General features: G+C 70.8%; 4 protein-coding genes. All 4 read right to left on the bottom strand.

Annotated elements, in window-relative coordinates; translation table 11 throughout:
* Nucleotides 1-45: 45 nt before the first annotated feature.
* Nucleotides 46-513: a thioredoxin gene (locus AB0O00_RS30515; protein ID WP_363657244.1), complete on the bottom strand. Its 468-nt coding sequence runs from the start codon at nt 511-513 to the stop codon at nt 46-48.
* Entirely contained in the window at nt 510-2,297 is a 1,788-nt protein-coding gene (locus AB0O00_RS30510) for a nickel-dependent hydrogenase large subunit (RefSeq protein ID WP_363657242.1), read from the bottom strand. Before AB0O00_RS30510 ends, AB0O00_RS30515 begins: the two co-directional genes overlap by 4 nt.
* A 97-nt stretch (nt 2,298-2,394) precedes the next feature.
* A complete protein-coding gene (locus AB0O00_RS30505; protein WP_363657240.1) occupies nt 2,395-3,477 on the bottom strand; it encodes a hydrogenase expression protein HypE in 1,083 nt (360 codons plus the stop codon).
* A gap of 141 nt (nt 3,478-3,618) precedes the next feature.
* On the bottom strand, nt 3,619-4,536 hold a 918-nt coding region (locus tag AB0O00_RS30500; RefSeq protein ID WP_363657239.1), incomplete at its 5' end, for an enoyl-CoA hydratase/isomerase family protein.

Genomic DNA, 4,536 nt, shown 5'->3' with positions numbered 1-4,536 from the left:
ACCGGCGCAGCAGGGCGGTGCCGTCCCGGGAGACCCTTCGCGTGTTCATCGCGCCTCCGCGGGCTGCTGCGGGCGGGTGCCGATCTGGAGCAGCTGCGGGGCGCGCTCCAGCTCGACGGCCGTCACCTCGGGGGCGTGGCAGGCGAGGACGGCCTCGACGTCCTGGTCCGCGCAGCCGCAGCCGGAGGCCGTACGGCGCAGCCGCAGGGTGCCGGTGGCCGGGTCGAAGCCGAGCACCTCGACCCGCTCGGGCAAGGCCGCGAGCGCCCGGTCGATCCGGGCGGTCAGGTCCTCGGGGTGCAGGTCGTGCAGGAGGAGCAGCCCGGCCACGGCGGGGTCGTCCAGCATCCGCTCCAGGGCGGGCGGGGAGAGCGCCGGAACCAGCCTGGCCAGGCCCTCGCCGTAGAACTCCATGAGGTCGCGCACGAGTTGCTCGCCCGCTCGCTCGGCGCCGCTGCCGGCCAGGGCGTCCAGGGCCTCCTGGATCCGCAGCCCGGTCTGCTCGGCCGTCATGCGGTGAGCCCGCTCAGGCCGGTGGGCACGTGCATGGTCTGCACGGTGCGCCCGCCGCCGACGTACATGTGGACGCCGCAGGGCAGGCAGGGGTCGAAGCTGCGCACGGCGCGCATGATGTCGATGCCCTTGAAGTTCTCCGGGGAGTTCTCCTCGAAGATCGGGGTGTTCTGCACCGCGTCCTCGTAGGGGCCCGGCGTGCCGTAGCTGTCGCGCACGCTCGCGTTCCACGGGGTCGGCGGGTACGGGTGGTAGTTGGCGATCCTGCCGTCGCGGATCACCATGTGGTGCGAGAGCACGCCGCGCACGGCCTCGGTGAAGCCGCAGCCGATCGACTCGTCCGGCACCTCGAAGCGCTCCCAGGTCTGGCTGCGCCCGGCGCGGACCTCGTCGAGCGCCTTCTCGGCGAAGTGCAGGGCGGCGGCGGCCGCGTACGCCTGGAAGTAGGTGCGGGCGCGGTTGCGCTCGATGGCGTTGCTCCACTGCGGGATCTTCCACTCGAAGGTGACCTCGGGCCTGGTCATCGAGCGGGGCAGGTTGATCATGACGCTGTGTCCGGTGGCCTTGACGTAGCCGATGTCGACGAGGCCGGAGAGCGCGGTGGACCACAGGCGGGCGATCGGGCCGCCGCCGGTGTCGAGGGCGAGGTGGTCCTTGCCGTCGAACCAGCGCGGGGACATCACCCAGCTGTACTTGTCGTCGAAGTTCCGTTTCTGCGGCTGCGGGATGGTGTGCTGGTTCCACGGGTGGCGGGCGTCGACCGGGTTGCCGAGCGGGTCGTGGGTGACGAAGAGTTCCTTGCCCTGCCAGTCCTCGTAGTAGGAGCTGCCGAGCAGGATGCGGATGCCGAGGTTGATCTGCGTCAGGTCGTTGGTGACGAGCTTGCCGTCCACGATGACACCGGGGGTGACGAACATCCTGCGGCCCCAGTCCGTCATGTTGCGGTACGTGAAGTCGCAGTGGTCGGGGTCGTTGAGGCTGCCCCAGCAGCCGAGCAGGACGCGGCGGCGGCCGACCTCCTCGTAGCCGGGCAGCGCCTGGTAGAAGAAGTCGAAGAGGTCGTCGTGCAGCGGCACGACCTTCTTCATGAACTCGACGTAGCGCATGAGGCGGGTCAGGTAGTCGGTGAACAGTTGCACCGTCGCGACCGTGCCGACGCCGCCCGGGTAGAGCGTGGAGGGGTGCACGTGGCGGCCCTCCATCAGGCAGAACATCTCGCGCGTGTAGCGGCTGACCTGGAGCGCCTCGCGGTAGAACGCGCCCTCGATCGGGTTGAGCGAGCGCATGATGTCGGCGATCGTCTTGTAGCCGTGGTCGCCCGCGTGCGGGGCCTCGGTGCGCTCGGCCAGGTCCAGGACGCCCGGGTTGGTCTCCTTGACCATCTTTTCGCAGTAGTCGACCCCGACCAGGTTCTCCTGGAAGATGTTGTGGTCGAACATGTACTCGGCGGCCTCGCCGAGGTTGATGATCCACTCGCCCAGGTGCGGGGGCTTCACCCCGTAGGCCATGTTCTGCGTGTAGACCGAACAGGTGGCGTGGTTGTCGCCGCAGATCCCGCAGATGCGGCTGGTGATGAAGTGCGCGTCGCGCGGGTCCTTGCCGCGCATGAAGACGCTGTAGCCGCGGAAGACGGACGAGGTGCTGTAGCACTCCGCGACCTTCTTCTGCTTGAAGTCGATCTTCGTGTGGATGCCCAGGCTGCCCACGATCCGGGTGATCGGGTCCCAGGACATCTCGGTCAGGCCGCTGCCGTCGCCGGCCGCCCTGGTCGTCGGTGTTGCCATCGTGTGTGTCGTGCCCTTCTGTCGTGGCCTGTTTCGGTGGAGGTGCGGGCGGGGGCGGCGACGGGCCGCACACCCGGGGGTGTGCGGCCCTGCGGCGTCACCAGGGCGGGCGGTAACCGGTGGTCAGGTGGCGGCCGGTGCGGCGCCACTTCGGTTCCTTGTCGACGGTGCTCTGCGTGATCGCGCGCAGCCGGCGGATCACCGCTCCGTACACGCTGCTGGCGCCCGTGGACACGCGCGCGCCGGGTGGCGGGTCCATGAAGGGCATGAACTTGTCCGGGAAGCCCGGCATCGTGCAGGCGATGCAGATGCCGCCGACGTTCGGGCAGCCGCCGACGCCGTTGATCCAGCCGCGCTTGGTGACGTTGCACTTGACGACCGGTCCCCAGCAGCCGAGCCGCACCAGGCACTCGGGCGTGCCGTAGTCGGTGGCGAACTGGCCCTGTTCGTAGTAGCCGCCGCGGTCGCAGCCCTCGTGGACGGTGGCGCCGAACAGCCAGACGGGCCGCAGCTTGTCGTCGAGCGGGATCATCGGCGCGGAGCCGGCCAGCTGGTACAGCAGGTAGGTGAGCGTCTCGGCGAAGTTGTCGGGCTGGATCGGGCAGCCGGGCACGCAGACGATCGGCAGGCCGGCCTTGGACTTCCAGTCCCAGCCGAGGTAGTCCGGCACGCCCATGGCGCCGGTCGGGTTGCCGGCCATCGCGTGGATGCCGCCGTACGTGGCGCACGTGCCGATCGCCACCACGGCGGTCGCCTTGGGGGCGAGCCGGTCCAGCCACTCACTGGTGGTGATGGGCTGGCCGGTCGCGGGGTCGTCGCCGAAGCCGCACCAGTAGCCCTCCTTCTTGATCTTCTCGTTGGGGATGGACCCCTCGACGACCAGCACGAACGGCTCGATCTCGCCGCGCTCGGCCTTGAAGAACCACTCGACGAACGCGTCCGCGCCCTGGACCGGGCCGCACTCGAAGTCGATCAGCGGCCAGTGCACCGCGACCTTCGGCAGGCCGGGCAGCGCGCCGGTGACGATCTCCTCGATGCTCGGCTGCATCGCGGCGGTCAGCGAGACGGAGTCCCCGTCGCAGCTGAGGCCCGCGTTGATCCAGAGGATGTGCACGACGTCGGTGTCGGTTGTTGCAGCGGTTGCAGCGGTTGCAGCGGTTGCAGCGGTTGCAGCACCCATGAGGATGCCTCCTCGGGGATGGGAGCCGGACGAATGGCTCGAAATGGCTCAAAGACAGTCATAGCAACCGTTCCGTTCGAACGCCGGTCCGGAATCCCGCGCGGGTCGCCCGGTGGACGCAAGCGGGCGGGGCCGTTCGGGTCACGTCCGTGCGAGGAGCTCCGCGGGCGCGGGGCGCTTGCGGACGAACGCGGAGCGCAGCGCGTGGTACGGCGATCCGGGTGTGAAGAACTGCCGGTGCATCACCGCGAGCTCCTCCTCCCGGTACGCGGCCAGCGGCTTCCTCCGCTCGTCGGCCTCGCGCGCGGCCTTCTTCTCCGCGATCCGGCGCTGCGTGCCCGGCGAGGCGGCGAGCAGCCCGGCCAGGTGGGCCGTGCTCGGCCCGAACTCCTGCGGGCCGCAGGCGAGTACGCGGTCGACCAGGCCGGCCCGCTCGGCCATCGGCGCGGACAGCGGGAGCGCCTGACGGGTCAGCCGCTCGGCCGCCGCCGCGCCCACCCGGCGCGGCAGGGTGTACGTCCAGTACTCCGACCCGTACAGGCCCATCAGCCGGTAGTGCGGGTTGAGGACGGATCCGCCGCGGCACCACACCTCGTCCGCCGCCAGGGCCAGCATCAGGCCGCCGGCCGCCGCGTTCCCCGCGACGGCGGCGACCACCAGGCGGTCGGTGGTGGTGAGCACCTCGGCGACGAGGTCGTCCATGGCCGTGATGTTCGCCCAGGACTCGGCGGCCGGGTCCGGTGCGGCCTCGATGACGTTGAGGTGGATGCCGTTGGAGAAGAAGTCCCGGCCGCCGCCCAGCACCAGCACCGAGGTCGGCCGCCCGAGCGCGAAGCGGTAGGCCTCCAGCAGCCGGCGGCAGTGGTCGGCGGACATCGCGCCGCCCGGGAAGGAGAAGCGCAGGAAGCCCACCGGGCCGTCCTCGCGGTAGTGGAGGTCCGACCAGGCGGGCTCGTCGTCCTCGTCCGGCATCAGGGGTGCCGCCACCTCGGCCAGCGGGGGCAGCAGCGCGCCGAGCGCCGTCACGGCCGGGAGCTTGACGGCCGCGGACCCGCCGGG

Origin of the sequence: Kitasatospora sp. NPDC093558 (genome assembly GCF_040683475.1) — a bacterium.
In the GTDB taxonomy this organism is placed as follows: Bacteria; Actinomycetota; Actinomycetes; order Streptomycetales; family Streptomycetaceae; genus Kitasatospora.
This window is presented reverse-complemented; position numbering and strand designations above follow the sequence as displayed.